The organism is uncultured Rhodococcus sp. (assembly GCF_963525155.1).
Lineage (GTDB): Bacteria > Actinomycetota > Actinomycetes > Mycobacteriales > Mycobacteriaceae > Rhodococcus_F > Rhodococcus_F qingshengii.
Genome location: NZ_CAURKP010000069.1, coordinates 1 through 26,925, shown reverse-complemented (window position 1 = coordinate 26,925; position 26,925 = coordinate 1). Strand labels below are relative to the sequence as shown.

The following is a 26,925-nucleotide window of genomic DNA, read 5'->3' as shown; positions in this document are numbered from 1 at the left end:
AACCTGTGCCGGCATTCGGCGGCGCTGACAGTGCAATCATCAATACGCCGAGCAGTACTGCCACCGCCAGTGCCGAGAACGGATAGCGCCTTCGGAACACGATGGTTGCCGCTGCGATCGCTGTTACAAGCACTCCCACAACCGTGACCTCGCGGGTGTCATTGCCGTCGAGCGCGATGCGGTGCGCCGTCCACGTGGCAAGGAGCACGAGAATCGCCAGTGCCAGGTCGATGGTGCGCGGGTGTTCCGCACACCATCGACCCCACGTCGATGTCGAAGTCATCGATCTACCGTATCCGGGTCACACCGACAACTTGTCGCTCGTGGGGTCACTGGATTCCTTCGAATCTGCGAGCAGCGCAGTCAACTGCTCCCCCTCGACATCGACGTTCGGGACCAACCGGTCCAGCCATGAGGGGAACCACCATGCCTTCGAGCCCAACAGGGACATGACGGCCGGTACGACGGTCATACGAATCACGAAGGCGTCGAACAGAACCGCGAACGAGAGTCCGAGTCCGATCTGCATGATGAAGGCGTCGCCGCCGAAGATGAAGCCCGCGAAAACGGCGATCATGATCAGCGCCGCGGCCGTGACGACTCGCGCGCCCTGGTCGAAGCCCTTCACGACTGCTTCATCCGGTCCGTCACCGTGGACGAACGCTTCACGCATTCTGGTCACCAGGAACACCTGGTAGTCCATCGCCAACCCGAAGACGATGCCGATCATGAAGATGGGCAACATCGCCACAACTGATCCGGTTTGGCCTTCGATTCCGAGAATGCCGGCGAACCAACCCCACTGGAAGATCGCGACCAGCACACCGAACGTCGCGCCGATCGAGAGCAGAAATCCGAGAGTTGCCTTGAGCGGTACCAAGATCGAGCGGAACACCAGCATCAAAAGAATGAAGGCGAGGCCGACGACCAATGCGAGGTAGGGAACGAGGGCATCAGCCAGGCGGTCCGAGACGTCGATCGTCAACGCTGTCTGACCGGTGACCGACATCGTGGCCCCGGTCTCGTCGGTCAGTGATCCGGCGACCTCACGTATATCTGCGACGAGCGCCTTTGTTGCCTCGGTTTCGGGGCCGCTCGAGGGAACCACTGTGATGACTGCTGTATCGCCGGCCTGATTGAGTGCTGGCGGCGTCACTGCCGCTACGTCGGGCAGAGCACCGAGCTTTTCCTGGGCGCCGCTCAATGCCGCTGCCGGATCTGCGGCGTCGGCAACGTCGACGACCACCATGAGCGGACCGCTGAACCCGGCACCGAACCCCTCGGATAGTCGGTCGGTAGCCCTGGCGGCAGTTGTGTCGGGCACTGGTGGGCTAGCCAAACTCAGGTTGATTCCGAAGGTGGGGATCGCCAGCAATCCCAGCCCGAGGACTGACGCGAGCAAAACCGGAACTCGACGCCGGATCACGAACTTGGCCCATCGCGAGCCCGCCCCCTCCGACTGTTTCCGGTGTGTCAGTTCACCGCCGGACGCCAGCAGTCGACGATCAGACCGACTCATGACGCGCGACCCTGCAAATCCCAGCGTGGCGGGCAGCAGCGTCAGTGAAATCACCACTGCAACAGCAACTGCGAATGCTGCAGCCAGACCCATGCTCGTCAGGAACGGGATGTTCACGACGAACAGTCCTGCCAATGCGATGAGCACCGTCAACCCCGCGAACACTACGGCCGAGCCCGCCGTCCCCGCTGCTCTGCCCGCAGCAATTTCCGGATCATGTCCGTCACGTAGTTCGGAGCGGTAGCGCGAGACGATGAAGAGCGAATAGTCGATCGCCACGGCGAGCCCAAGCATCATTGCCAGGACGGTTGTGCTCGAACCCAATTCGATGAAACCAGTTGCGATAGTGATCGTGCAGATCGCGATGCCGATGCCGATCAACGCGCTGATCAAGGGAAGCCCTGCGGCCACCAACGAACCGAAAGTGACCGTCAGGACCACAGCGGCGATCGCGACGCCGATCACTTCGCCCATCGATTCGGCACTGCTTTCCATCAGCACGTTGCCGGCGACATCGATCGCCAGTCCCGAACCCGCAGCGTCGTGAACGGCGGACTCGAGCAGTTCTTTCGAGCTGTCCGGCAAGTCGATCGAGTCGGCGGTATAAGAGACCTGCATGTATCCGATCGTCCCAGTCGGCGACACTCCGCCGGAGGCATATGGATCCGATACCGCTGCAACCTCGGGGTCCTTCCCGAGCGCAGAGACCAAGTCACTGACGGATTGTCGAATCGCCGGATCGGTGAGCGTCGTGCCCGCCGGAGATTCGAAGACGATGCGAGCACTGGCTCCGTCGGTGGACGACTGCGGAAATCTTTCAGCCAGAAGATCTTGCGCCGCTTGTGATTCGGTGCCCGGAATCGACAACGTATTGACGGTCGGACCGGACAGCGTTGCTGCGCCTACTCCGCCCGCCACCAGCAGGACGACCCAGAAGCCCACCATTGCCCAACGGCGCCGAAACGCGAGTCGCGAGAGTTTGTACAGGAATATCGACATGCGTGTCACTGTGCCGATACACGACCCCGTCGCACATCGTGCACAGGTAGGCAGTTCGACGTACTGCGCTCGCAGTAGGGCGGTGGTCCCCAGTGCTAGACGGGCCGGCCCAACTCCCTTGACCACGGCGGATCCGCCCCTGGTCGTGACACGGTGACGGCTGCCGCGCGTGCGGCAAAGGTCAACGCGGCCGACCAATCTGCCTCGGAGAACGCACGCACAACAGCGACGTCGAGTGCATCGTGACGATCAAGGTAGGCCAACAGGGCTCCGTGAACGGTATCGCCCGCACCAATCGTGTCCGCGACGTCGACCGCGGGCGCCGGCACCGAAACATCGAGTTCCTCGGTGATCAACCGCAACCCGTCACCACCACGGGTGAGCAGGACGGCGCCGACGCCTTCGTCGAGCCACTCGGCGCCGTCGACCGAACCCAACCACTTCGCGTCGTCGTCGCTCACTTTGAGAATGTCGATGGCGGGCAACCACGAACGAAACCGTCGTCGATACGCGTCCGGGTCGGAGATCACCGCCGGACGAATGTTGGGGTCGACCATGGTGAGTCGACCGCGGGCGTGTGCTTCGTGCAGCAAAGCTTCGTAGGCAGAGGCCCCGGGCTCGAGCACCAGCGACAGCGTTCCGAACGAGAATGCCCGGGCAGAGGGAAGTTTCGGCAGCGCGAACTGTCGATCCGCCGTTCCCTCGAGGTAGAAGGAATACCGCGCACCTCCGTCCGCTGCAAGGTTCACGACGGCCAGAGTTGTCGGCTCGGGCCCACGTTCGACCCCAGTTGTGTCGACATTGGACGCGGCCAGCGAGTCGATCATCCGATCTCCGAAAGCGTCTGTGGACAAGCGAGAGACGAATCCCACGTCGGATCCGAGTCGACCCAGTGCAATCGCAACGTTGAACGGTCCACCGCCCAACTTGGGTGAGAAGTTCTCCCCCACCGGAACCAGATCAACCAGTCCCTCACCACACACCACGACGGATCGTTCGCGTGTATCACTCATCGGTAGACCCTAACCTTCTCACCGGTCGAAGATGGATGTGACCTGCTCGGCACGAACGAGTTCGGGTGCCGAGCAGGTCACGATTGTGATGGGATTCAGCTACCCACACGCTCGCCCGTAGCCGGGTCGAAGAGGTGAACAAGGCCGTCCACCCGCTCGAAGCCCAGCGTCTGGCCGTACTGCAGCTTCGATCGCCCGCCGGTGCGTGCAACGAGCGAGATCGGGTCGGCTTCGGTACCAGGCACGTGTGCGTAGATGTACGACTCGTTGCCCAGTTCCTCTACCAGGTCGATCTGAGCTGCGATTCCGTCTCCGGCAGCGACCACCTGGAATTGCTCGGGCCGAATTCCTACTGTGACCGAAGCCAGACCGGCCGCAGCGATTGCCGCCATCTGCTCGCGGTCCAGCGGAACCTCGACGTCGCCGAAACGCACCCCACCCGAACTGACCGGCGCCGTTACCAAGTTCATACCTGGAGATCCGATGAAGCCTGCAACAAACGCATTGGCCGGCCGATCGTAAAGTTCGGTCGGAGAAGCGAATTGTTGCAACTTGCCGCCCTTGAGCACTGCCACGCGATCACCCATCGTCATCGCTTCCACCTGATCGTGCGTGACGTAGACGGTGGTGGTTCCGAGACGACGCTGCAACGCCGCGATCTGCGTGCGGGTCTGGACGCGTAGCTTTGCGTCGAGGTTGGAGAGCGGCTCGTCCATGCAGAACACTTGCGGTTCACGAACGATAGCTCGGCCCATGGCAACTCGCTGCCGTTGACCACCGGAAAGCTTGGCCGGCTTGCGGTCGAGATAGTCAGTCAGGTCAAGCAGTTTGGCCGCTTCGGCCACTTTCTTCTTACGCTCCTCGACGGGCACACCGCGCATCTTCAACGCGAACCCCATATTTTCCCCGACGGTTTTGTTGGGGTACAGCGCGTAATTCTGGAAGACCATTGCGATGTCGCGATCCTTGGACGGGACATCGGTCATGTCCTTGCCGTTGATGGTGATCGCGCCGGAATCGATGTCCTCGAGCCCTGCCAACATGCGCAGGGCCGTGGACTTTCCGGAACCTGACGGACCGACGAGCACGATGAACTCCCCGTCGTTGATGTCGAGATCGAGTGAATCGACAGCGAGGGTCCCGGCACCTTCGTAGATGCAAGACGCTTTCTGGTACGAGATTTCAGCCATGACGAACTCCTGAGAGGGTGAGGAGAATTATTTGATTGCACCGAAGGACAGGCCGCGCACCAGTTTGTTCTGGGCGAACCAACCGGCCAGGATGACGGGCAATGCCGCCATGGTCGCTGCCGCGGAGAGCCGAGCCCAGTACAGGCCCTCGCCGGTGATGAACCCGACCAGGAAGACCGGAATCGTCTGTGCTTGAACAGCTGTCAGGTTGACGGCGAAGACGAATTCGTTCCACGAGAAGATCACGCAGATCAGCGCAGTCGCAGCAATTCCGGGCGAGATCAGCGGGAGGATCACCTCGCGAACCGAGGTCCACAAACTCGCGCCGTCCATGCTGGCAGCTTCGAGAAGTTCGCCGGGGACTTCGAGAAAGAACGAACGCATCATCCACACTGCGATCGGCAGATTCATCGATGTGTACAAGATGACCAGCGCCCAGATGTTGTCGAGCAATCCGATGTCGTTGACGATCACGTACAGCGGCACGATTGCAGCGACGACTGGGAGCATCTTGGTACTGATGAAAAAGAACAGAACGTCCTGAGTCTTGGCTACCGGGCGAAGCGACAATGCAAACGCAGCCGGAACACCCAGTAGCAGAACAAGAATCGTCGACATGGCCGTCGCAAATGCGGAGTTTGCCAGCGTCGTGCCGAGACCGGAGTCGAGGACGGCACGGAACTGTTCGAGGGTGGGAGTGAAGAACAGCTTCGGCGGATCCGTGTAGGCGTCTGCCTCGGTCTTGAACGCGGTGAGGACCATCCAGAAGACCGGGAAGAAAAACCCGAGAGCGGCGATCCACGCCACAACCGACCACGGACTGAACTTGCTGCTCTTCTTTTTCTTGACGACGGGCTTGTCGGCCGTCGCGCTTGTCGTCTCTACGGCAGTCATCACGCCGCCTCCTCGTTGCCGGTGAAGCTCTTGAAGATCAATCGGAGCGCAAGTGTCGACACGATGATCGTCGCGATCACTGTCACGACACCCATCGCCGCAGCTTGACCTACGTCGAAGCCGAGGAACGCGCGCTGGTAGATGTAGAACGGCAGGTTCGAGCTGGCCACGCCGGGCCCACCCGAGGTCATCATGTACACCGCGTCAAAAGTGTTCACGAGGTAGATCGCACCCAGAACTGCACCGAGTTCGATGAAGCGGCGCAGGTGCGGCAACGTCAGTTCGCGGAACATCGCAAACGGCTTGGCTCCGTCCACCCGTGCGGCTTCGAGAATGTCTCGGGGCATGGACTGCAAACCGGCCAGAATGAGCAGCATCATGAAGGGCGTCCACTGCCAGATCAGATTGATCATGACGGCGGCGAGCGGAAACTTACTGACCCAGTCGACCTGGCCGACGCCGAAAGGCTGGAGTACGAAGTTCACGATACCGAACACCGGGTCGAACATTGTTGTCTTCCACAGCAATGCGCCGGCGACGGGAGTGATGAGAAACGGCGTGATCAGCAGTGTCCGCACGATCCCGCGACCGAGGAAGGCTCTGTCGAGCAGCAGCGCCAGCGCGAGTCCGAGGATCACCGAAACGATGACCGTACCCACGATCATGATGACCGTGTTGACCGCGACTTCCCGAAACTGACTGTCCTTGAAAACCTCTATGTAGTTGTCGAACCCGTTGAAGTGCCGCGATCCCGGCCGGACAAGGTTCCACGACTGCGTCGAGTAGTAGAGGGTGAACAGAAACGGAATCTGAGTGACGACGATCGAGAAGATCAACGCCGGCAACAGGGGACCTCTACGACGCCAACCCTCGGCGCGGGAGATCTTCTTTTCGACACGGACCGGTGGCGCGTCGTCCACCGTAGTTCTGGGCTCGGCAACCGTAGTCATCGGTTCTCCTGATAGGTCTTGCCGACCACCTCGGCATACTGCTGGGATTGTTCGAGTGCTTCTTTCACGCTCTTCTGACCCGCGATGGCCGCACTGATCTGCTGGCTGACGCGAGTGCCCAGGTCCTGAAACTCAGGGATGGTGAGGAACTGGACGCCGGTGTACGGAACCGGTTGCACTGTCGGGTTTTTCGGATCTGCATTGTTGATCGATTCGAGGGTGATCGGACCGAATGCCTGTGCGGCCTCTTGATATTCCGGAATCTCGTAGGTCGATAGGCGACTTCCCGGAGGAACTCTCGACCAGCCGAGTTCGGTTCCGACCTTCTGGATGTAGTCCTTGTTCGTCATCCAGGAAATGAACTTCCAGGCGTCATCTTTGTTCTTTGCCGACTCCGGGATTCCGAGCGCCCACGTGTAGAGCCAACCAGGATCGGACTTCTCGACCTTCGGGGCCTTCGCATATCCGATGTTGCCGACTACCTTCGACGACGCAGGGTCCTCGAGAACCGACACAGCCGACGTCGCGTCGTACCACATCGCCGTGTTGCCTTGCGCGAATTGTGTTGCACATTCACCGAATCCGCTTGTGGCAGGACCCGGCTGACCGTGCTCCTTGACCGTGTCCACGTAGAACTGAACCGCATCCTCGACCTGCGGACTGGTCAGCTGCGCATTCCAATTCTCGTCGTACCAGCGTCCACCGAAGGTGTTGATCACTGTGTTCAGCGGTGCGAGTACCTCACCCCAGCCAGGCTTTCCGCGCAAGCAGATTCCCGCCATCTTGGCGTCCGGGTTGTCGAACTGCGCTGCCCAACCTGCGACTTCTTGCCACGTCGGGTCTTCGGGAACTGTAATCCCCGCCTGATCGAACAGATCCTTGCGGTACATCAGGAACGACGACTCCCCGTAGAAGGGGACCGCGTACATACTGTCCTCGTACGACAGAGAAGTCTTGATCGACGGTACGAAGTCGTCCTCGTCGTAACCGGGCGTCGTGTCTGCGTACTCGGACAGGTTCGTGAGCCAACCGTTTGCGGCCCACTGAGGTGTCTCGTAGTTGCTGATCATCACGACGTCGAACTCACCGCCGCCGGTTGCCGTCGACGCCGTGATCTTGGCGCGCGCCTGGTTCTCGGAGAGGCTGACGAATTTGAGGTCGATGCCGGGGTTCTCGGCTTCGAAAGCCGGCGCCAGCTTGATGGCGTCCTGCATCTGCGAGTTCGACACCATCGCGATGGTGACTGTTCGTTCGCCGGAACCACCGAGCGCACCAGCGCCCGCACATCCCGACACCAGGAGGCAGAGCGCCGCTGCGGCAGCGCCCCACACTCGTCTTCCTGTTTTCACGGATTACCTTCCTTCACACTTGCGTGTCAGTCGCGCGCTCGGACAGCGAAACTCGTGAGATCGCTAGCCTTCGAGCAGCCACTGGGCGCACTCGACGTCGGTGACGAGTACGTTTGCCAAACCTCCGCGCAATGCGCCCAGAACGGCCTGGCGTTTGTGTGTTCCCCCCGAAATCAGAATCGTCTGATCGCAGGATTTCACTGCGTCGAGCGATACTGAGACCGTTCGCTCAGGCAGTGGCCCCTCCACTGGATTGCCGTCGATCGTGTAGAAACGGCCGCCGATTTCACCGACAGCGCCTCGACTTTCCAACTCGTCCAGCATGGTCGAGTCGACGAAGCTACCGGCAAACAAGGTCGTGGCAGTCGAGACGGCACCAACTCCGAAAACCATGATGTCGGAATCAGTTCCGGCTTGCAGCGCCTTCGAGATCACCGAGTCGTTTCGCATCGACTCCACAGTCGCCGGGTCGGCATACAGCGGAGCGTTGAGACGAATAGGATTGGCCTGCAACTGTTGTGCACATCGGCCGATGGTGAAGTCGACACCGGTTTGGTAGTCGGTCACCGTCATGGAGCCGTCAAGTTGTACCACAGCCGAGCACTTCGCGGCCTTGTCTGGCAAAGATCCTGCTACCGCAACGGTTTCCGGACCCCAGGTAAACCCGAGAACGCTCGACGGCTGCAGACGACGAACCAGAACTTCCGCTGCTCTTCGACCGAGTGCGTCGAAGTCCGGGTCGTCCGCATCCGAAATCGCTTCGGGGACGATCAACACTTCGGCCAACCCGAAGTGCTTCTCCAGCTTCGATTCCAACTCCGTGTTCACCGAACCTTCGAGCTCCGGCGGTACCAAAATCTCGACCCTGACCAAACCTTGCGTCCGCGCCCTGGCCAACAGTCGCCCGGCTGTCGGCCGCGAGACGCCCAACTTCGCTGCAATCTCCGCCTGAGTGGCACCTTCGAGGTGATACATGGTCGCTGCCCGCAAGGCGAGCCGCACATCTTCGGAAGCGGGCAACTTCGACGTCTTGAGTCCTGTGGGCTGAGCCGACTGGTTCACACGGTCTCCTTGTGCATCAGGTTCAAAGTTTCTCGATCGTGAGCAAATGCTCACTAGATGTTCTTATGCTCATTAAGCTAACATCTACGTTGTGACCCACACAACAGTTTCCGGAGAATCCGTCGATCTACCTGCGACAATTCGGGCAAATGTCCTCGTCGAGACCGGAAAGATGCAGATGGTCGAGAGACCACGACCGTCCCCGAAGGCGGGTGAAGTCCTCGTTCGCATCCATGCCGTGGGCGTGTGCGGGTCGGACGCGCACTACTTTCACGAAGGTCGCATCGGCCCTTACGTAGTCAACTCACCGCTCGTTCTCGGACACGAAGCATCGGGACGCATCGCCGCGGTCGGTGACGGCGTCGACCCAAGACGCATCGGGCAGCGTGTCTCCATCGAGCCTCAGAAGCCCGATCCGACAAGTCCCGAATCCAAGGCAGGCAGATACAACCTCTGCCCTCATATGGAGTTCTTCGCGACGCCGCCGATCGACGGTGCGCTGACCGACTACGTCACGATCGGTGCCGACTTCGCCCATCCCATCGCAGATTCCGTGTCCTACGAGGCAGCTGCGCTGTTCGAGCCACTTTCCGTAGGGATCGCCTCAGCCCAGAAGGCGGGGATCACTGCCGGCTCTCGGGTGTTGATCGCCGGCGCCGGCCCGGTAGGAATCGTGACGACGCAGGTGGCCAAGGCATTCGGCGCGACGGAAGTCATCGTCTCGGACATCGACGCGGCCCGGCGTGATGTGGCACTGAAATTCGGCGCAACAACCGTCATTGATCCACGTGAGAGCGACGTACGCTCGCTGGCCGTCGACGCATTCATCGACGCGTCGGGTGCCACGGCCGCAGTGATCGACGGGATTCACGCAGTTCGGCCCGCTGGAACCGTCGTTCTGGTCGGAATGGGTGCCGACGAGATACCGTTGCCGGTCCCGATCATTCAGAATCGCGAACTGATGCTCACCGGAGTGTTCCGATACGCCAACACGTGGCCGATCGCCGCCGCACTGGTCGCTGCCGGGCGCGTCGACCTGGATTCGATGGTCACAGCACGCTTTTCACTCGAACAGTCGCAAGAGGCCCTGGTGGCCGATCGCATTCCCGGCAGCATCAAAGCCGTAGTCATTGTCGCCGAAGGAGACTAGTACTTTCATGGAACTCAATACGAAGACCCTGCTCGACTTCGATGCGGCACTCGAAGTGCCGAACTACGACCGGAGCAAAGTCACCACCGGCATAGTGCATTTCGGGGTCGGAGGCTTTCACCGTGCACACCAGGCCATGTACATCGATGCTCTCCTGCGACGCGGTGAGGGTTTTGACTGGGGAATCTGCGGAGTGGGAGTGATGCCGTCGGACAAGCGAATGAAAGACGCTCTCCGCGCGCAGGACTGCCTCTACACGCTGGCGCTCAAGCATTCTGACGGAACCCTCGAGGCCCGGGTCATCGGGTCGATCGTCGAGTACCTGTTCGCTCCGGAGGATCCGGAGGCGGTGATCGAAAAGATGGCATCCGAATCGACGAAAATCGTATCTCTCACCATCACCGAGGGCGGATACAACATCTCGCACACTACGGGTGAGTTCGACGCGTCCGATCCCGATGTAATGCACGATCTCGAGCCGGGAACACTCCCCCGCACCACCTTCGGTCTGATTTGTGCTGCACTCGCACTCCGTCGCGACCGGGGCCTCGCCCCGTTCACGATCATGAGTTGCGACAACATCGAAGGCAACGGATCGGTCGCCAAGACGGCTGTCGGAGCCTTCGCCGCTCTGAAGGATCCCGAACTTGCGGAATGGATCGACGAGAACGGCGCCTTCCCCAACTCCATGGTCGATCGGATCACACCCGTCACGACAGCCGAGGTGACCACCGAGATCGCCGAGACGTTTGGCGTGGAAGATCAATGGCCGGTCGCGGCTGAACCGTTCACCGCATGGTTCCTCGAGGACGAGTTCACCTCAGGCAGGCCACCTCTGGAGAATGCCGGCGTCAATCTCGTGCCGGATGTTCGCCCGTACGAACTGATGAAACTGCGCCTTCTCAATGCCGGCCATCAAGGCATCGCGTACTTCGGCTACCTTGCCGGATACCGTCTGGTCCACGAGGCATGCCAGGACGAACTCTTGTCAGGATTCCTGCTCGACTACATGAATCTGGAAGCGACGCCGACCCTTGATCCGGTACCCGGCGTCGACCTCGATCAGTACAAGAAGACCCTCATCGAACGATTCTCGAACCCCCAGGTCCGCGACACGATTGCACGTCTGTGCGCCGAGTCGTCCGATCGAATTCCCAAGTGGCTGTTGCCCGTCATCCGGACCCAACTCGACACCGGTGGGTCGATCAACCTGTCCACCGCAATTGTCGCCAGCTGGGCACGCTACGCCGAGGGCACAGACGAGAACGGAGATCCCATCACCGTCGTCGATCAGCTGTCGGACACTCTGGTGCCGCTCGCCCAGAAACAGTCGAGCGACCCGTTGGCCTTCATCGGGTACCGCCAAGTGTTCGGCGATCTCTTGGACGATCGCCGATTTGTCGCTAGCTTCCGAAAGACCCTCGACTCGTTGCACTCCGTCGGAGCCAGAAGAACCCTTGAGGAGGTGCGCGGGCTCTGACTACGCCGAGACGTCGTGCAGGTGATGGATCGGATCGTGAATGAAGTAGGCCGCCAACGATTCGACGGTGAACGCCGATCCGTCACTGCGGAGACCCCGTCGTTGGCGGCTACCCTCTGGCACGGTTTCGAAGGCATTCGCGACCGCTGCGGCGGCATCCGCCAGCTCCGTTGCCACCGTTGCCGGATCTTGGTCGTTGTACCGCTCGGTCTCAGCTGTTGCGTCTTGATCCCAGTTCTCGAATCTCGGATCGTCGAATTCGAGCATCTGTTCCAACCGCACCTTGAAGATCCTGAACACGTCGCGTACGTGGGCGGAATACTCCAGCGCTGACCACGTTTCGCTGTCTGGCCGCACCGTCACGTTCTCGCGCTCCAGTACCTCGGCCCACGAGATGGCATTGCTACGCACAAGATCTGGAACATCCGCGAACGCCACAGCGGACGAATCAAACCCGCACTCGCCGCATGGGCGTTCAAGGACCCAGGTCCAGTTCTTTGTATCCGGGGTGATCGGCATGCATCGAGAATAGTCCGCGGGAGCGGAGTCGGTCTGCTTCGATTGGCCGATGAAGCGCATCATGCTCGGTATTGCGATTCCATTCGCGCTGATGCTTACTTCGTGTGGCGGGGACGGGGGCGACGCCGAACCATACGAACTCGCCTTCACATGCGACGACGCACATGCGTACCTCGAAGTTTTCGGGACGGTCGAGGCGGCGTTGGCCCGGCTACAGAGCCCTGGATGGAACGATGTCCCTGAACTCGCGGGTTCCGCCAGCGCCTGGGCAGCGTTCACACCACAACAGCAGACTGCGATAGTCAATTCACTTCATGCGGCTTCCCGAGGTGAATGTTGATCCGTATTTCGGTGCCGGTATCCGGCATCTGACTCCGTCGACAAGATTTGCCGGTCGATACTCGGATCGGCCGAAGAACTGGACATACTCCGACTGATTCCACGTCGCCGATCGATCGAGTCCGCGATGACATGAGCGGACCGCACGACGACTGGAGAGGATTCGACGCTGAGGCGCGTGAGCGCACCCAAGAAGCCTTCGAAGCAGCGAAATCGGGATCGTGCGACCGAGCAACGCCGGAGGCCTGATTCGCCGGTCGCACAACAGAATTACAAACGACGACGTAACTACGTCATTCCGTTCGTGACAAAATACTCGTTCGTCGGCGACGGACCGATCACTTCGATTTCCTCGACGGGTCTCGTCGCCCCTCACGTGAAGGGCGTCGAGTCGACATGTACCCCTTCCGAACGCAGTAAATACTCGGCCGCACAAATCAACAGGGAAAGGGATTCTTACGAGAGTCCCTCGATCGCATGCATCAGCCTGTCAGGCGCCGGAATCGACCGGTCGACCGGCGAACCCTCGGATCTCCGCACAGAAAGCACGGTCGAGAGTTCTCGTTGATTCACCACCTGACCTGCGCTGTCCGCTCGCTCGAACATGGCATTCAGCCGCTGGACCAGTGCCTCACCTTCAGCTGATCGAATAGTGTTGCCAAACAGCCTGTTTCCATGATCGGCTTCGACACCAGGCCCGATCGAGTTCTTGATTGTCACAGTATGTTCTCCGTTACGTTGGTCTGTCAGGTTGATCAGGGGTGCGACCCGGCGCAATTCACAGAGCCTTTATCCGTGCCGCCCAACGGCGTCGCGTCCATCGACAGCAGACGAATCTCCCCCGGCGCCCATCGGCTTCCGGTAGCGAGACCTTCAAGTTGCTGTTCACTTGCAGTTCGTCGTTACACTTTAACAATAGTTGTAACGCATCGACAAGTGTTTTGTTCCGATTGCCCGGTTTTGCACCCGATCAAGGCAACTACTGAGCTCTCGCGGGCTGCGGATTCTGCAATTCACGAAGCTCGGCAAAATGGATCCGACGCAGACAAGGACGGCGAGACAGCCCTCGTTGGCTCTCATTTCCAGTGATCGAGCACGAAGTCCTCAATGGTGATGACCCAAGTCCGACAGCGCTTTTCAGACAGAGAAAGGGCCCCGCAGTTGCGGGGCCCACTATCGTTGCCGTTCCTCGCGTGGAGTCGTTTCCGACAGTCGGCTGCCGGTCAGCGCGTCAACATTTGGGTGCAGCCGCGCCGCGGGGGGGACGGCTCGACTGCCGTGTACCTACACCGGTAGGCACGTCTAAAGCGTGACACTTCTGTACGTCGAGCACATACGCTGAAGTACCCGGATAGGTACCTACTTTTCCTTCACGTCCGGCACGTCGCTCGCTCGGTTGCGCCCAATTGCACTGCGCTCCCGATACTTGTCGAGGATTGGGTATCCGGATCCGAGACTTTCACCTCGAACGGGATCGACGATCGCGGTACGACACTTACTTGTGTAACCACGAAGGATCAACTCAGCCGTACCGCATGCGCGTTGCGTGCGATTCAATACCAACTACATGTGGGCAACTGCACCAACTACCTGTGGGCAACTGCCCTGTTGATTGCACTCTGCGCATTGTCGCCGTTGCGATCGTCGGCAGCATGACTTTCGACAAAAGTCATTGGGTCTGACCTGCGGGCTCACGGTAACTGAATGTGGGGCGGGCGGGGCTCGAACCCGCGACCAATGGATTATGAGTCCACGGCTCTAACCGACTGAGCTACCGCCCCATCCGGATGCGATGCATCGCGGCGAATCCGAATGTTACCGGCACATCCGACGCGGATCACAATCGGGCAGGCGGTGACGCGTTGCACTCTTTCGAGTCGAGTCTTCCAAGGTTGGTCGGCACAGGCGCGATGAGCCGATACCGTGGGAGTGCACACCCCACGGAACAGGATCACCACATGAAGCTTGCACTGACCGAATTCAAGAACTCGAAGGCCACGATCCGGATCATCATGTCCGACGGCGCGAAACTGAACGGCACCGTCACCGATTTCACCGAAGACACTCTCGTTCTCAATTCTCCGAATGGTGTCTACTACATCAACCCCAGCCACATCATCCGACTGTTCGAGCCTTCGGATCGCGCAGCGAAGTAAGCGCACCGGCCGAACAGTTCGACGGTTCCACCGAAAGCCCGACGCAGATTATTGCGTCGGGCTTTTCGTATCTCCGTCGCCATCATCTTCGCTTCGCGTTCACTGATGCTGATGCCGCCTATCCTCTGCGACATGGCGAACGACAGCGGACCACCTGAACTCGTGTTGTTCGACTTGGGTGGCGTGCTGTGTCGATTCGAGCCTGACCGTCGCGCCGCAGAACTGGCTGCGGCCACCGGCGTCACGGAAGACGAGATTCATGCCCTCGTGTTCGCGTCCGGGTTCGACCAGGAATGCGATCTCGGCATTCACTCCGAAATCGCGATACTGGAACGCTTTCGACGGCTCGGGTTTCCTGGTGACCGCGACGAGCTACGCCGAGCCTGGGCCAAGGCCTTCATCCCGGACCGCGCGGTCATCGATCTCGCAATCGCGCTTCGAAGCGAGGGGGTCGTGGTCGCCACACTCTCCGACAACGGACCTGTTCTCTTGGCCGCCATCGAGAGTGTCGTAACTCCATCGGCAATCGACGAGCATGTTTTCTCCTGCATGCTCGGAGCTACCAAACCCGAACCTGCGGCCTTCCTGGCTGCGCTGGAGTTGCTCGATGCGCGTCCACAGCAGACCTTCTTCGTCGACGACAACCCGGTGAACGTCCTCAGCGCTCGACGGCTGGGAATTCGCGGCGAACAAGCAAACAAGGCGGCAGACGTCGAATCGGCACTTCGATCGGTGGGTCTGCTGCGAGCGCACTAGGTCAGACAAAAACAAGATCTGACCAAAACGCGGTCAGACAAAAACAAGATCAGACCACAACAAGAAAGCCCCCCACCCGATTTCTCAGGTGAGGGGCTTTGCTGCTCCCCCGGCTGGACTCGAACCAGCAACCGTCCGATTAACAGTCGGAAGCTCTGCCAATTGAGCTACAGGGGATTGTCTTGCTCGCTTCGCCCGTTCCGGCGTTGCCTGAGAAACTGTAGCGAATCCTTCACCGAAGTACCAAATCGCCTGCCCAGCGAGTCATCAGGCAGGATGGAGTCAGGACGATCGGTGCTGGAGGGAAGCAGGAATGATGCGTTTGTTGATCGGTGTTGCAGCTGGGTACGTCCTGGGAACCAAAGCGGGCCGCGCACGATACGAGCAGATCAGCCGGGCCGCGAAGGCGGTGGCCACCAGTCCGGCCACCAAGAAGGTGTTGGACGCGTCACGGCAGAAGCTGGCCGACTCACTGAGTACTCAGCCCAAGCTCGAGCCGATGAAGCCGATCAACGAGGAGACTACGATTCTGGTCCCCCACGACCAGTTGAAGAAAAACCGTTAGGTCAGACGCTTTGGTCGCCGACAGCCTGCTCACGCAGCTGTCGGCGATACTGCTCCAGCGCCACGAGGTCGCCGAACAGTGAGTTGTACTCCTCGGGGGCTGCAGCAGGTGAAACGCGCTGAAGCTTGGATTTGAGGTCGGCAACCTGCTCGCCCACCCACGCTTCCTGCAGTCGTGCGAGCACTCCGTTGATGTAGCGCGGAACCGTGTCTTCGTCACACGGCATCGGTTCGACGGCCAGCTCAGATACAACCGAGGCCACCGTCATGTCCTCGACGCCCTTGGTGACGACTTCGATCCACTCGGCGCCGCCGAGACCCTTGCTCGTTCCACCGGCGTCAGCCATTGCCTGTCTGATGACGACGTAGGCGGGGTGGGTGAATGTCTCGGGCGGCAACGAGTCGAAGACACTGCCGGCGATGCCAGGGTGCTGCAATGCGGCCTTGAGGACAGCTCGCTGCGTCGAGAGCGCGGGGTCGTTGGGCCGGGGCCTGGAGATTCCGATCGGCAGCGCAAGCGCATCGGCGGCAGGTGCCTCGACAACCTGACGACGCTTGGGCGCCGGCGAAGATCCGCGCGTCGACGCCCGTTTGCGAGCTTCGTCACGCACGCGTCGTCGAACCGACGGAAGATCGTCCCAACCGACCCATCCGCACAACAGATTCGCGTAGCTGTCGCGCAGAGTTGATTCCTTGATCTGCGCAACGACGGGCACGGTACGACGCAGTGCCTCGACGCGACCTTCAGCGGTCTCCAGATCGTGTTCGGTGAGGATGGACTTCACCACGAACTCGAACATCGGAGTGCGCCGTGCCACGAGGTCGCGAACGGCGGCGTCACCAGACTTCAGACGCAGATCGCACGGGTCCATTCCGTCGGGCGCGACGGCGACGAACGTCTGCCCGGCCATCTTCTGATCACCCTCGAACGCCTTCATCGCAGCGGCCTGCCCCGCGGCATCACCGTCGAAGGTGTAGATGATTTCACCGCGAAAGTAGCTGTCGTCCATCAGGAGTCGACGGAGCATCGCAAGGTGCTCCTCACCGAAGGCGGTTCCGCACGAAGCGACGGCGGTCTTGACGCCGGCCAAATGCATCGCCATGACGTCGGTGTAGCCCTCGACGACTACCGCCTGGTGTCCCTTGGCGATGTCGCGCTTGGCGAGGTCCAAGCCGAACAGGACCTGAGACTTCTTGTAGAGAATCGTTTCCGGCGTGTTGACGTACTTACCCGGCATGGTGTCGTCGTCGAAGAGCTTGCGGGCACCGAAGCCGATGACGTCACCGGCGACGCTGCGGATCGGCCACAGAAGTCGGCGATGGAACCGGTCGATCGGACCTCGCCGACCTTCTTTGGACAGCCCGGCTGCTTCTAGTTCTTTGAACTCGAAACCTTTGGACATCAAGTGTTTTGTGAGAGTGTCCCAACCTTCTGGCGCGTATCCACACCCGAACTGCAGGGCCGCTGCACCGTCGAAGTTTCTCTCGGTGAGGTAGTCGCGAGCCGCCTGGGCATCGGGTTCGCGCAGACGAGCGGCGTAGAACTCCTGAGCCGCCGCGTTTGCTGCGATCAAGCGTGCACGGGTGCCGCGATCGCGCTGAACGGACGGTCCGCCGCCCTCGTACGAAATCGTGTAGCTGAGTCGATCCGCCAACTGCTCGACGGCCTCGACGAAGCTGATGTGATCCATCTTCTGCAGGAACGAGTACACGTCACCACCCTCACCGCAGCCGAAGCAGTGGTAGAGGCCGTGGTTGGGTCGCACGTGGAACGACGGCGACTTCTCGTCGTGAAAGGGACACAGACCTTTGATCGAATCGCCACCGGCACGCTTGAGTGAAACGTATTCACCGACGATGTCCTCGATGCGAGTGCGTTCGCGAATGGCCGCGATGTCTCTGTCAGAAATTCGGCCCGCCACGTAAGTCAGTCTAGGCGGTGGCCGGACAAGCTCGGACCGCTGCCGACGTCAGCCCCAACTGGCCTGCGCGCCCAGGCTCGCTTTGTCCACCCGTTCCAGCCGACTCTCCGTGTACGACGCGATCTGATCCACCACCACCCGGACCCGAGCACCGTCGTCCGCGGCGCGTTCCCACGCGGGCAGCAGGATCGGATCGAGCCCGGCCGGCGCAGTTGCCAGCAGCCATTCCGCGACGCGATGAACACGATCACGCTGCCGATCCTGGCGCGCCTTGTGTCCGGCGTCGGACATCACGTAGTACAGCGCCACGGTCTTGAGCAATGCCACCTCGGATGCGACGGCCTCGGGTATGTCGAGGTCGGCTTGATAGCGCGAGAGGGGTCGGTCACCGTGTGTCAGCCGGGTGCTGGCGATCGCCGCGGTGGCGAAGCGTCCCACCAATTCACTCGTCAGATTCTTCAATGCGACGGAACTCCCGAGCGTTCCGTCGAAACTTCCGACCCCGCGTACGACGGGGAGTTCGGACAGCCGTTGGGCGGCTTCGATCAGATCGTCGACTACCAATCCGCGAAACTCGGAGGCCCCCAGTTCTGCCAGTGCGCGCTGCTCGGACGGATCGGCAAGCGAGCGAAGGTCGATGCGGCCTGCGATCACCCCGTCCTCCACGTCGTGCACGGAATAGGCGATGTCGTCGGCCCAGTCCATGACCTGAGCTTCCAGGCATTGCCGTCGCTCGGGCGCTCCCTCGCGAACCCAGACGAGCACCTCCGCATCGTCGTCGTATGCCCCGAACTTCGCGCCGGGCTCAGGGCGGGTCCAGGGATACTTGATGGCTGCGTCGAGTGACGCCCTGGTGAGATTGAGGCCTGCGCTCAGACCGTCGGGGCGCAGGATCTTGGGTTCGAGGCTGGTCAAGATCCGCAGATTCTGCGCATTGCCCTCGAAACCTCCGCAGTCCTTGGCGACTTCGTCGAGGGCCTTCTCGCCGTTGTGACCGTACGGTGGGTGCCCGATGTCGTGCGCGAGACCGGCGAGGTCCACCAGGTCCGGATCGCAACCGAGTCCGTCGGCGATCCCTCGCCCGATCTGTGCGACCTCCATCGAGTGCGTCAACCGCGTGCGAGGTGTGTCACCGTCGCGCGGGCCGACAACCTGGGTCTTGTCGGCCAAGCGCCGCAAAGCCGCGGAGTGTTGGACACGCGCCCGATCTCGCGAGAAGTCCGAACGATGCTGCGCCGCTGCGATCTGCGAACCCGGCAACCCCGCTCGCTTCGGCGCCTCGACGACACGACGTTCGAGGTCGTGTTCGGAGTAGGTGCCGCCTCCGTAGGTGGTGTGAGCTGTCATGGTCTCTATTGCCCTGCCGTGTAGGGGAAGTCTGCCGAGAAGTGCGTGAGCTGATACCAGAGCAGCGCGCCGGTTTCGCGAGCGATTCCGTGCAACTGGGATTCGCGGGTGAACACAGCCGGGCCCTGACGAGTAGGTGCGGTCCACGCTTGAAGGCCCGTGTCGCGGGCCATCGTCCGTGTCCGCAAGGAGTGCCACGGATCACTGACCAGGACGGCGGAATTGATTCCCTGCGAAGACATCTCGGCACTGACTGCGTCGATGCTGAGCAGTGTGTCCGAACCGGTCTCCACCGCGGTGATCGCACTCGAAGGAATTCCGCGATCGGTCAGATACATCTTTCCCGACGCCGCTTCGGTGTACTCGTCACCTTCTTGTTTACCGCCGACAGTGATGATCTGCGGCGCCACTCCGCGCTTGTACAGCTTGTACGCCTGCTCGAGTCGGGCCTCGAAGACGGACGACGGAGTGCCGGAATACTGAGCCGCGCCCAGAACGACTATCGCGTCGGCCGGCCGCGTGTCGTCGATGCGCGCCACCTGCCACACCCGGAACGCAGTACCCCCGACCAGAACCACGGCCATCAACACCGCACCGGCGATCAGACGGCGCGTCCAGCGAGCCAATCCTGCCCCGAAGCCGCCCGCCCGCGAGGGTGATGGGTCGTGGGGGCGGTTACCGAAAGCAGGTTTCACTCCCGCAATTCTGCCAGTTCGCAGCGATCACCTCCGATGCCGACGCGCCACAACGGATAGATTTGCGTCATGGCCCTCGCACCACACTTCGCGCAGTTGTCCTCGGTAGAGCAGAGTCGGACAACCACCCGACCCGTTCGGCGTCGGGGAAGCGCCGCCGCCGTCGCTGCGATTTTCGCTTTGCTGGCGCTCGTCTTCAGTCCTGCGCTCGCCTCGGCGGACGCCCCGATGGTGTTGCCGAATCACATCACCGACACCTCCGGGGTCCTCGATTCCGGGCAACGCAGCGATATACAAGCCGCGATCGATCAACTCGGCGAGGACCACCAGATCGATCTGTGGGTCGCGTTCGTCCCCGATTTCAACAACCTGGGTGGCCAGGCGTGGGCACAGCAGACAGCCACGAAGTCGACGCTGAGTACCAAGTCCGTCCTGCTTGCAGTTGCCACGGCGGAGCGTGCTTACTACCTCGATGTGCCCGCTGAGCTGAGCAACATCACGGATTCCGACATCGAATCGATCAATACCGACGCGGTGGAACCGGCTCTTGCCGAGGATGATTGGACCGGCGCGGCAATTGCCGCAGCCGGCGCACTCGGCGACGCGAACAACACGAGCGGCGGAATGGGAGTCGGAACACTCCTCATCGCGGGCGGCGCTGTGGTGGTCGGGACGGGCGGTGTGGTCCTGTACTCACGTAAGCGCAAGAACGACAAGAACAAGGCAAGCGTCGAAGCCGCGAAGAACATCTCCCCCGACGACATCGCCAGCCTCAACGCACTCCCGCTGCCGACGCTCGACGAACGCGCGAAGGAGATCCTCGTCGAGACGGACAACGCGATCGCCGGCAGCCAGGAGGAGCTCGATCTGGCCCGCAGCGAGTTCGGAGATTCCGCCGTCGCACCCTTCTCGGCAGCATTCGACAAGGCCAAGGCCACCCTCGCCGAAGCCTTCGCGATCAGGCAGCGACTCGACGACGCCATCCCGGAAACTCCCGATCAACGCCGACAGATGCTGATCGACATCATTTCCTCGTGCGGTCGAGCCGACCAAGAACTCGAAGCTCGCGTCGAGGAATTCGACGGACTCCGCGACCTTCTCATCAACGCCCCCGCCCGCCTCGATGCGTTGACGCAGAGTGTTGTTTCTCTCAGCGTGCGCTTGCCCGAATCCGAGGCGATTCTGACCAAATTGAAGGATCAATTCCCCGCGCCGACGCTGGCATCGGTCGTGAACAACGTCACGATGGCGAGTGAGCGCCTGACGCTCGCCGAGAAGTCGATCGAGGAAGGACGAGACGCGACGGCACTGCCGGCCGGTAAGCAAGGCGCTGCCGTCACTGCGATTCGCACGGCCGAAGCCGCCCTCGATCAGGCACGCAAGCTACTCGACGGCGTCGATCACGCCGCCGACGACATCCGAAACGCCATCGCGACACTTCCGTCCGCGATGGACGACGTCCAGCAGGGCATCACCGCTGCGGACGCTTACCTGGCGCAGGGCGGGCAGAAGTTGGCGGACGCGAAGGCCGCGGCCCAGGCAGCGTTGGCGAATGCTCAGACGTCGAAGGACAGCGATCCGCTGACAGCCTTCAACCAGATCGTCGCGGCCGACGCCCAACTCGACGCGCTTCTTGCCGACGCTCAGGAGCAGAAGCAGCAGCTCGAACGTGCACAGCAGCGCCTCGCCCAGGACATTCTGGCCGCACAGGCTCAGGTGACCGCTGCAGGCGACTTCCTCGGAACCAGGCGCGGCGCGATCGGAGCGGAGGCGCGCACTCGCTACGCCGAGGCTCAGCGGCACCTGCAGGCGGCCCAGCAATTGCAGGCCTCGGATCCGTCGAAGGCGCTGCAACACGCCCAGGCCGCGACCACCTTGGCGACGCACTCACTTCGCGCCGCGCAAAACGACGTCAACACCTGGGAAGCAAACCAACGACCCCGTGGCGGCGGTGGCGATGCGACAGGAGCGATCCTCGGCGGCATCCTGATCAACAGCATTCTGCGAGGTGGCGGAGGGCCCCGCTCGTACGGCGGACCGAGCAGCAGCGGACGCTCCGGTCGCGGTGGCGGCGGCGGTGGTTTCGGCGGCGGGGGCGGCGGCCGAACCAGTCGAGGCGGCGGCGGCCGGTTCTGACGGATCCCGTCGAGGTAGTAAAATCCCTACTTTGTTCACGACCGCACTCGTCGTACGCTTCATCCGGCAAGTCGGGATCACAGATCATACGAAGGTGTTATGGAAAGCGTCGCCCCGCAGATAACCGTCGTTGTACCTACATACAACGAGCGTGAGAACCTGCCAAAGCTCGTCGATCGCCTCGCCGCGTTGAAGATCCCGAACCTGCACGTCCTCGTGGTGGATGACAACTCCCCCGACGGAACGGGCGAGGTTGCGGACAAGTTGGGTATCGATGGTCCCATCCCGGTCGGAGTGCTTCACCGCACGGTCAAGGACGGTCTCGGCCGTGCTTACGTCGCGGGCATGAGCCGGGCTCTGGCGGAGAACGCAGACATCGTCATTCAGATGGACGCTGATCTCTCGCACCCGTCCGAAGCGATCCCCGCCATGATCGAGATCCTCACCACTACCGATGCGGCAGTCGTTCTCGGCTCCCGCTATGTCGAAGGCGGCGCAGTCGCCGGCGACTGGCCGTGGCACCGCAAGGCCTTGTCCGCCTGGGCGAACTTCTATGTCAACGCCATTCTCCGACTGCACGTCAAGGATGCGACCGCCGGCTTCAAGGCTTGGCATGCAAAGACCTTGCGCGACATCGACGTCGAATCGGTGCAGAGCAACGGCTACGCGTTCCAGGTCGAGATGAACTACCGAGTTGTTCAGCGCGGCATGAAGATCGCCGAAACGCCCATCCGCTTCGAGGAGCGCACCGAAGGCGTCTCCAAGATGAGTCTCTCGGTTCAGTTGGAGTCTGCTCTGGTGCCGTGGAAGCTCAAGTTCGGCAAGAAGTCCCTGTGACCTCGGCGGCCGATCGAAAGTAGTCGGCCGTCTGCGTGTCCGACGGGTAGAACGATTCGATCGCAATCTCTGCGAGCGTGACGTCGCGCGGCGTACCGAACACGGTGGTGGTGCTGAACATCGCCAGTTCGGTATCGCCGACGCGTACACGCAACGGAACCAGCAGGGAATTCGCGCGGTCGTCGTGCCAGTCTCCGCCGCTCGGATAGGCGCGCAGCTCGTCGAGCAACGACGACAGCTGCGCATCCGCACTGACCTCCACTTCCCGAGCCAGCCTTGTGAGCAGGTGGGCCCGCCACTGCGCGAGGTTCACGATCCGCGGCGCCATGCCCTCGGGATGCAAGCTCAGACGCAATACGTTCACCGGTGGTTCCAGGAGGAAATCAGCGGCGCCCGCGGTCAAAATTCCCACGGCCTGGTTCCCGGCGACCATCTCCCACTGCTGATCGACCACCACGGCCGGATACGGGTCATGCGCGTCGATGATGCGATCGATGGCCTCACTCACCGCTGACATCGGCGCTTCTGCCAACGACTTCTGCGAGTACTCCGGCGCGTGGCCACTTGCCAGCAGAAGCGTGTTCTGTTGTCGTAGAGGAACATCCAGACATTCGGACAGGTGAAGAATCATGTCCCGGCTCGGCTTGGAGCGGCCGGTTTCGATGAAGCTCAGATGCCTGGTCGACACTCCTGCCGCCGCCGAGAGTCCCAACTGAGTGAGCCTTCGCCGCTCCCGCCACCGCTTGAGTTCGGAGCCCACGTCCATCGTCTCGAAGGTCATTCTTTCAAGTTAGCGACCCGAGGTAGCCGAGGCCATGACCTCAGAGGTAATCGACCCGAAGCAGTTTCGGAGGAACAGTGGTCTCAGCCGGCGAGACCGCCGGACATTCACCACCGGAAACTGATCAAGGGAGCGACCATGAGCGACTTCGACGCAATCGCCGACGCCTACATCGACATGTGGAACGAAACCGATACCACCGCCCGTAAAGCACGGATCGAGCAATTGTTCGCACCCGACGGTCGCTACACCGATCCGCTCGCGGACGTCACCGGACACGATCAGATCGACGCGATGATCAACGCTGTGCAGCAACAATTTCCGGGCATGCACTTCACCCTCGTCGGACCGGTGGACGCGCATCACCGACAGGCTCGATTCGGTTGGACTCTCGGCCCGTCGGGGGCCGAGTCACTGATCGACGGATTCGACGTACTCGAACGCGACGACGACGGCCGGGTGACGCTTGTCCTCGGGTTTCTCGACAAGGTGCCTTCGGCCTGAATCGGGACTACCACCGACAGCGTTCGTCACGAAGGCTGTCGGTGGTTCGTGGCATCATCGGTGCCGATGAACGCCGACGGATTTACCTGGTCCACACCGATTCCCGAGTCCGAGGGTGCTGAGTACGGCGCTCACACGTTGACCGTCAACGGCCTTGCCTCCGTCTATCGAACCGCCAAGACGACGCCGACCAAGCTCGGTCAGTTCGTCACGCTGTGGCGCCGTTCCGAGGCCGGGCCCATCCGCCCATTCGACACCAGCGACGGCGTCGCGCTGTTTGTGGTGAAGGTCTACGACGAAGAGCATTCGGGGCACTTCGTCTTTCCCGTCGAAACCCTCGTCGAACACGAGATCGTCTCGACGAACTTCTCCGGCGGTAAGCGCGCTGTCCGGGTCTATGCGCCCTGGGTTACGCCGACCAGCGCGCAAGCAGTCAGAACTCAGCGCTGGCAGATCCGGCATTTCGGCGAGTTCCCTGATGTACTCAGCTCGACTGTGTTCAGCTCAACTGCGTTCAGCTCAACTGATACGTCGCGATGATGACGCCTGTTGTCGTGGGGACGCTGTCGGTGAGGGTGAACTGAGCGAGCGCAGCTCCGTCGGGGAACAATCTGCGCCCAGTTCCGAGAACCAGCGGATGTATCAGCAGAGTGTAGGTGTCGACGAGACGCCGTTCGGCCAAGGACGTGATCAAGTCGCCACTGCCCAGAATCACCAGATCCGGGCCCTCACTTTCCTTGAGCGTGGCGACCGCTTCGGCGGCATCACCTTTCAACAAGGTCGAGTTCTTCCACGGCAGCGGTTCACCCAAAGTCCTTGACGCTACGTACTTCTGCGTGTTGTCGAGCACCTCGGTAAACGGATTGTCGGTCTGAAACGGCCAGTACGAGGCGAAGTTTTCGTAGGTTTTGCGTCCGAACAGCAACTCCGATTTCTTCGCCATCCCCTCCCCCATCTTCTGCGCCATGACGGAATCGTTGAAGGGTGCTGCCCACCCACCGTGCTCGAATCCGCCACGACGGTCCTCGTCCGGCCCACCAGGTGCCTGCATGACACCGTCGAGAGTCACGCTGTTGGTCACGCTGAGTTTTCTCATAACTTCGATCCTGCGCCTGAAGGACCATCGGGGAAAGAGAAAACGGGCGGTCCTTCTCGATTGAGAAGGACCGCCCGTCAGCTTCGAACGAGAATCAGGAGCCGATCAGCCGTGCGGCCAGGTAGCTTTCCACCTGATCGAGGGCGACGCGTTCCTGCGCCATGGAGTCACGCTCACGCACCGTCACAGCCTGGTCTTCGAGGGTGTCGAAGTCGACCGTGATGCAGAACGGTGTACCGATCTCGTCTTGGCGACGGTAACGACGACCGATGGCGCCGGCGTCGTCGAACTCGACGTTCCAATTCTGACGCAGCTGCGCTGCAAGATCTTTGGCCTTCGGCGTCAGGTCCGCGTTACGCGAGAGCGGCAGAACGGCAGCCTTGACGGGAGCGAGTCGACGATCCAGGCGGAGCACTGTGCGCTTGTCGACGCCGCCCTTGGAGTTGGGCGCCTCGTCCTCGGTGTAGGCGTCGACCAGGAAGGCCATCAGCGAACGCGTGAGACCGGCCGCCGGCTCGATGACGTACGGCGTGTACCGCTCGCCCGTCGTCTGGTCGTAGTAGTTCAGCTCGGTGCCCGAGTGCTTGGAGTGCGTCGAGAGATCGAAGTCGGTACGGTTCGCGATGCCCTCGAGCTCGCCCCATTCGCTGCCCTGGAAGTGGAAGCGGTACTCGATGTCGGTCGTGCCCTTCGAGTAGTGCGAAAGCTTTTCCGGCGCATGCTCGTACAGACGCAGGTTGTCCTTGTTGATACCGAGGCCGGTGTACCAGTCAAGGCGGTAGTCGATCCAGTACTGATGCCACTGCTCGTCCTCGCCCGGCTTGACGAAGAATTCCATCTCCATCTGCTCGAACTCACGGGTGCGGAAGATGAAGTTGCCGGGGGTGATCTCGTTGCGGAAGCTCTTGCCGATCTGGCCGATGCCGAACGGCGGCTTCTTACGCGAGGTGGTCAGCACGTTGGCGAAGTTCACGAAGATGCCCTGTGCGGTCTCGGGGCGAAGGTAGTGCATGCCCTCTTCGCTCTCGACGGGGCCGAGGTACGTCTTGAGCATCATGTTGAAGTCGCGCGGCTCGGTCCACTGGCCGACGGTGCCGCAATCGGGGCAACCGATGACATCCATCGAGACGTCGTCCGGGTTGTCGAGCTTCTTCTTCTCCGCGTACGCCTCCTGCAGGTGATCCTGACGGTGACGCTTGTGACAGTTGAGGCACTCGACGAGCGGGTCGTTGAAGACACCGACGTGACCGGACGCGACCCACACCTCGCGGGGCAGGATCACCGACGAGTCGAGGCCGACGACGTCCTCGCGGCTGGTGACCATGTTGCGCCACCACTGGCGCTTGATGTTCTCCTTGAGCTCGACACCCAATGGGCCGTAGTCCCATGCGGACTTGGTACCGCCGTAGATCTCACCGCACGGGTAGACCAGGCCTCGCCGCTTGGCGAGATTGACAACGGCTTCGATCTTGGACTTGGGTGCCACTCGATTGCTCTCCATCTGGGTAATAGATGCATGATTTTCGTGCGCTTTTCGCACCATCAGCCTATCTGGCGGCTGCCACGCACTTCCGTCCAAGGTTGACATGCATACTTGTGCATATCAAAATGAAAGTGATTTGCAATAATGTGGTGAGATGGCTATGCCCGGACATCATGATCTACCC

Annotated in this window: 24 protein-coding genes, 2 tRNA genes and 1 pseudogene; 10 read left to right on the top strand and 17 right to left on the bottom strand. The window is 61.3% G+C overall.

The features are described from left to right. The 8 genes and pseudogenes from RWT78_RS15595 to RWT78_RS15560 form a co-directional block, all read right to left on the bottom strand. Window positions 1-283, bottom strand: a pseudogene (locus RWT78_RS15595) (sensor histidine kinase); the annotation flags it as partial. An 18-nt stretch (window positions 284-301) separates the two neighbouring features. Next, window positions 302-2,518: an MMPL family transporter gene (locus tag RWT78_RS15590; RefSeq protein ID WP_314676501.1), complete on the bottom strand. Its 2,217-nt coding sequence runs from the start codon at window positions 2,516-2,518 to the stop codon at window positions 302-304. Between the two features lie 95 nt (window positions 2,519-2,613). Beyond that, window positions 2,614-3,531, bottom strand: coding sequence for a carbohydrate kinase (locus RWT78_RS15585; RefSeq protein ID WP_314676500.1), 918 nt, complete (start codon window positions 3,529-3,531; stop codon window positions 2,614-2,616). A 95-nt stretch (window positions 3,532-3,626) separates the two neighbouring features. Next, window positions 3,627-4,721 (bottom strand): ABC transporter ATP-binding protein, encoded by a 1,095-nt coding sequence (locus RWT78_RS15580; RefSeq protein ID WP_042450146.1) that lies wholly within the window; start codon window positions 4,719-4,721, stop codon window positions 3,627-3,629. 27 nt (window positions 4,722-4,748) lie between these two features. Then, entirely contained in the window at window positions 4,749-5,615 is an 867-nt protein-coding gene (locus RWT78_RS15575; protein ID WP_314676499.1) for a carbohydrate ABC transporter permease, read from the bottom strand. Next, window positions 5,615-6,565 (bottom strand): carbohydrate ABC transporter permease, encoded by a 951-nt coding sequence (locus RWT78_RS15570; RefSeq protein WP_019748978.1) that lies wholly within the window; start codon window positions 6,563-6,565, stop codon window positions 5,615-5,617. Before RWT78_RS15570 ends, RWT78_RS15575 begins: the two co-directional genes overlap by 1 nt. Further along, window positions 6,562-7,914 carry an ABC transporter substrate-binding protein gene (locus RWT78_RS15565; RefSeq protein WP_399552009.1) on the bottom strand — a complete coding sequence of 451 codons (1,353 nt, stop codon included), beginning with the start codon at window positions 7,912-7,914 and terminating at the stop codon, window positions 6,562-6,564. The genes RWT78_RS15570 and RWT78_RS15565 overlap by 4 nt, the downstream gene beginning before the upstream one ends. Window positions 7,915-7,977: 63 nt before the next feature. After that, a complete protein-coding gene (locus RWT78_RS15560; protein WP_054827191.1) occupies window positions 7,978-8,976 on the bottom strand; it encodes a sugar-binding transcriptional regulator in 999 nt (332 codons plus the stop codon). Between the two features lie 139 nt (window positions 8,977-9,115). Between RWT78_RS15560 and RWT78_RS15555 the strand changes: the two genes are divergently transcribed. Both RWT78_RS15555 and RWT78_RS15550 read left to right on the top strand, forming a co-directional pair. Beyond that, entirely contained in the window at window positions 9,116-10,126 is a 1,011-nt protein-coding gene (locus RWT78_RS15555) for an NAD(P)-dependent alcohol dehydrogenase (protein ID WP_037129735.1), read from the top strand. A 7-nt stretch (window positions 10,127-10,133) separates the two neighbouring features. Further along, window positions 10,134-11,606 carry a mannitol dehydrogenase family protein gene (locus RWT78_RS15550; RefSeq protein WP_314676496.1) on the top strand — a complete coding sequence of 491 codons (1,473 nt, stop codon included), beginning with the start codon at window positions 10,134-10,136 and terminating at the stop codon, window positions 11,604-11,606. Here the strand turns inward: RWT78_RS15550 and RWT78_RS15545 are convergent, their stop codons facing one another. Next, a complete protein-coding gene (locus RWT78_RS15545) occupies window positions 11,607-12,125 on the bottom strand; it encodes a DinB family protein (RefSeq protein WP_003941650.1) in 519 nt (172 codons plus the stop codon). A 49-nt stretch (window positions 12,126-12,174) separates the two neighbouring features. Here RWT78_RS15545 and RWT78_RS15540 point away from each other — a divergent pair, with 49 nt between their 5' ends. After that, on the top strand, window positions 12,175-12,465 hold the full coding sequence (locus tag RWT78_RS15540; RefSeq protein WP_003941646.1) for a hypothetical protein: 291 nt from the start codon (window positions 12,175-12,177) through the stop codon (window positions 12,463-12,465). 1,706 nt (window positions 12,466-14,171) lie between these two features. Here the strand turns inward: RWT78_RS15540 and RWT78_RS15535 are convergent. After that, window positions 14,172-14,245, bottom strand: a tRNA-Ile gene (locus RWT78_RS15535). 177 nt (window positions 14,246-14,422) lie between these two features. Here RWT78_RS15535 and RWT78_RS15530 point away from each other — a divergent pair. Together RWT78_RS15530 and RWT78_RS15525 are read left to right on the top strand one after the other, a co-directional pair. Beyond that, window positions 14,423-14,620: a hypothetical protein gene (locus tag RWT78_RS15530; protein WP_003941659.1), complete on the top strand. Its 198-nt coding sequence runs from the start codon at window positions 14,423-14,425 to the stop codon at window positions 14,618-14,620. Window positions 14,621-14,752: 132 nt separating this feature from the next. Continuing rightward, window positions 14,753-15,376: an HAD-IA family hydrolase gene (locus RWT78_RS15525; RefSeq protein ID WP_314676494.1), complete on the top strand. Its 624-nt coding sequence runs from the start codon at window positions 14,753-14,755 to the stop codon at window positions 15,374-15,376. Window positions 15,377-15,480: 104 nt separating this feature from the next. Here RWT78_RS15525 and RWT78_RS15520 read toward each other — a convergent pair. Beyond that, a tRNA-Asn gene (locus RWT78_RS15520) sits at window positions 15,481-15,553 on the bottom strand. 136 nt (window positions 15,554-15,689) lie between these two features. Between RWT78_RS15520 and RWT78_RS15515 the strand changes: the two genes are divergently transcribed. Continuing rightward, a complete protein-coding gene (locus RWT78_RS15515; protein WP_003941570.1) occupies window positions 15,690-15,941 on the top strand; it encodes a hypothetical protein in 252 nt (83 codons plus the stop codon). A gap of 1 nt (window position 15,942) precedes the next feature. On the opposite strand, the gene dnaG is transcribed toward RWT78_RS15515, so the two are convergent. From dnaG to RWT78_RS15500, 3 genes are read right to left on the bottom strand one after another with little or no spacing between them, the layout of a single operon-like run. After that, complete coding sequence (gene dnaG, locus RWT78_RS15510) at window positions 15,943-17,862, bottom strand: DNA primase (protein WP_003941578.1); 1,920 nt, start codon at window positions 17,860-17,862, stop codon at window positions 15,943-15,945. A 48-nt stretch (window positions 17,863-17,910) separates the two neighbouring features. Beyond that, window positions 17,911-19,209 carry a deoxyguanosinetriphosphate triphosphohydrolase gene (locus tag RWT78_RS15505; protein WP_314676493.1) on the bottom strand — a complete coding sequence of 433 codons (1,299 nt, stop codon included), beginning with the start codon at window positions 19,207-19,209 and terminating at the stop codon, window positions 17,911-17,913. 5 nt (window positions 19,210-19,214) lie between these two features. After that, on the bottom strand, window positions 19,215-19,793 hold the full coding sequence (locus tag RWT78_RS15500) for a YdcF family protein (protein WP_128638009.1): 579 nt from the start codon (window positions 19,791-19,793) through the stop codon (window positions 19,215-19,217). Window positions 19,794-19,973: 180 nt separating this feature from the next. Here RWT78_RS15500 and RWT78_RS15495 point away from each other — a divergent pair, with 180 nt between their 5' ends. Together RWT78_RS15495 and RWT78_RS15490 are read left to right on the top strand one after the other, a co-directional pair. After that, window positions 19,974-22,040 carry a TPM domain-containing protein gene (locus RWT78_RS15495; protein WP_064113212.1) on the top strand — a complete coding sequence of 689 codons (2,067 nt, stop codon included), beginning with the start codon at window positions 19,974-19,976 and terminating at the stop codon, window positions 22,038-22,040. Window positions 22,041-22,139: 99 nt separating this feature from the next. Further along, the gene (locus RWT78_RS15490; protein WP_003944487.1) at window positions 22,140-22,877 is read left to right on the top strand and encodes a polyprenol monophosphomannose synthase; all 738 of its coding nucleotides are present in this window, start codon (window positions 22,140-22,142) and stop codon (window positions 22,875-22,877) included. On the opposite strand, the gene RWT78_RS15485 is transcribed toward RWT78_RS15490, so the two are convergent. Beyond that, the gene (locus tag RWT78_RS15485; protein WP_054827649.1) at window positions 22,852-23,658 is read right to left on the bottom strand and encodes a helix-turn-helix domain-containing protein; all 807 of its coding nucleotides are present in this window, start codon (window positions 23,656-23,658) and stop codon (window positions 22,852-22,854) included. The genes RWT78_RS15490 and RWT78_RS15485 overlap by 26 nt on opposite strands. 138 nt (window positions 23,659-23,796) lie before the next feature. Here RWT78_RS15485 and RWT78_RS15480 point away from each other — a divergent pair, with 138 nt between their 5' ends. Both RWT78_RS15480 and RWT78_RS15475 read left to right on the top strand, forming a co-directional pair. Next, window positions 23,797-24,162 (top strand): nuclear transport factor 2 family protein, encoded by a 366-nt coding sequence (locus tag RWT78_RS15480; protein ID WP_314676492.1) that lies wholly within the window; start codon window positions 23,797-23,799, stop codon window positions 24,160-24,162. 48 nt (window positions 24,163-24,210) lie between these two features. Further along, window positions 24,211-24,702: a MepB family protein gene (locus RWT78_RS15475; RefSeq protein WP_003944469.1), complete on the top strand. Its 492-nt coding sequence runs from the start codon at window positions 24,211-24,213 to the stop codon at window positions 24,700-24,702. Here RWT78_RS15475 and RWT78_RS15470 read toward each other — a convergent pair. Both RWT78_RS15470 and RWT78_RS15465 read right to left on the bottom strand, forming a co-directional pair. After that, window positions 24,677-25,258, bottom strand: a complete 582-nt coding sequence (locus RWT78_RS15470) for a dihydrofolate reductase family protein (protein ID WP_003944459.1) — start codon at window positions 25,256-25,258, stop codon at window positions 24,677-24,679. The two genes, RWT78_RS15475 and RWT78_RS15470, sit on opposite strands and share 26 nt — an antisense overlap. Window positions 25,259-25,352: 94 nt before the next feature. Next, window positions 25,353-26,744, bottom strand: coding sequence for a glycine--tRNA ligase (locus tag RWT78_RS15465; protein ID WP_003944491.1), 1,392 nt, complete (start codon window positions 26,742-26,744; stop codon window positions 25,353-25,355). Window positions 26,745-26,925: the final 181 nt, after the last annotated feature.